Raw genomic sequence first — 1,664 nt, 5'->3', positions numbered from 1 at the left:
AAGGCCACTGAAAAAGTCCCTCAGAACAGCCAACAAAAATGATTTGTTAGCTGTTCTGTTTTATAATCAAAGTAATAATGATGAAAGTAGTGGGTGATTGCATTGTTACAAAAACAAGAAAGCCTTCCGTTAAGTCCGTATCATGGTCTTTATGATTTAATCGTAGAGAAAGATAACGAGTTACGCCGAATCAATGATTTGGTTGACTTCTCTTTTATTTACGAGGAATTAAAGGATAACTATTGTCATACAAATGGTAGGAATGCAGTCTGCCCCGTCCGAATGTTCAAGTACCTTTTACTAAAGCGAATGTATAAACTATCAGATAAAGACTTAGTTACACGCTCTAAATATGATATGTCTTTTAAATTTTTCTTGGGGATGGCACCAGAAGACTCCGTTATTGACTCAAGTTCTTTAACTCAATTTCGTAAATTGCGATTGAAAGATATTAATCTATTAGATTTACTTATCCAAAGAACAACTGAAATCGCAATAGAACATGGGCTGATCGAAATTAAAGCAGCCTTAATTGTGGATTCTACGCACTCCCACTCTCGCTACCGCGCTAGATCCGCAGCTCAATATTTAAATGAACAGGCAAAAGCTGTTCGGAAGGCAACCTATGATTTTGATGAAACTATCAAAGAAAAATACCCAGAAAAGCCAGCTGAGAATGATGTGAAAGAGTCTGTGGCTTATTGCGAGAAGCTGATGGAAGTGGTAAAAAAAGAAGAAGGTATTGGTGAAATTCCAGCGGTCAAAGAAAAGATGAACTATTTGAAAGAATTAGTGGAAGATTGTAAAGAAGGAACGGAGATTTCCAACGACCCTGATGCCCGAACAGGCCATAAATCCGAAGATACTAGTTTCTTTGGTTACAAAACGCATTTAGCCATGACAAAAGAACGTTTAATTGTTTCCGCAAAAGTCACATCTGGTGAGAAAAGTGATGGGAAATATCTAAAAGAACTTGTTGAAAAAAGTGAACAGGCTGGACTGGAAGTTGAGGCGGTAATAGGAGATACGGCTTACTCTGGCAAAGATAATTTAATCCTAGCCAAAGAAAAAGAAATTCAATTGGTTTCAAAACTACACCCCATCCTTACAAACGAACGAAAAAACACTGGTTTTGAATTCAATAAAGACGCCGATTTGTATGTTTGTCCAGCAGGGCATTTAGCAAAAGGCAAACGTAAAACAAACAGAAAGGATAGAAACTCTGAAATTCAGTATCGATTTGATATTGAGAAATGTAAAGTATGCCCATTACGGGATGGATGTTACAAAGAAGGTGCCAAATCCAAAACATATACGGTGACTGTGAAGTCTACGGAACATAAGGAACAAGAGGCGTTCCAAGAAACAGATTTGTTCCGAGAGTTAGCTCGAGATCGTTATATGATTGAAGCTAAAAACGGTGAATTAAAAAATCGACACGGGTATAATAAAGCCACTGACTCGGGTCTATTTGGTATGGAGATACAAGGAGCGACCACGATATTTGTGGCGAATTTAAAAAGGATTATGAAGCTAATAGACCAAAAATAAGGAGGATATTAGCTAAAAAAGAGAGACTTTTTTGTGAAAAAAACAAAAAAGGACTCTCTTTTTTTATTTTACTTCAACACTTTCTATAAAAGGGATGGTTTTTCAGTGGCCTC

1 protein-coding gene is annotated in these 1,664 nt (G+C 36.9%); it reads left to right on the top strand.

Translation table 11 applies throughout. The features are described from left to right. The first annotated feature begins 102 nt into the window (after positions 1–102). Positions 103–1,551: an IS1182 family transposase gene (locus D8M06_RS19585; protein ID WP_121206246.1), complete on the top strand. Its 1,449-nt coding sequence runs from the start codon at positions 103–105 to the stop codon at positions 1,549–1,551. Positions 1,552–1,664 lie beyond the last annotated feature (113 nt).

Origin of the sequence: Oceanobacillus halophilus, from assembly GCF_003628505.1 — a bacterium.
GTDB lineage: Bacteria > Bacillota > Bacilli > Bacillales > Amphibacillaceae > Oceanobacillus > Oceanobacillus halophilus.
The sequence above is the reverse complement of the archived record's forward strand: the minus strand, read 5'-3'. Positions and strand labels throughout refer to the sequence as shown.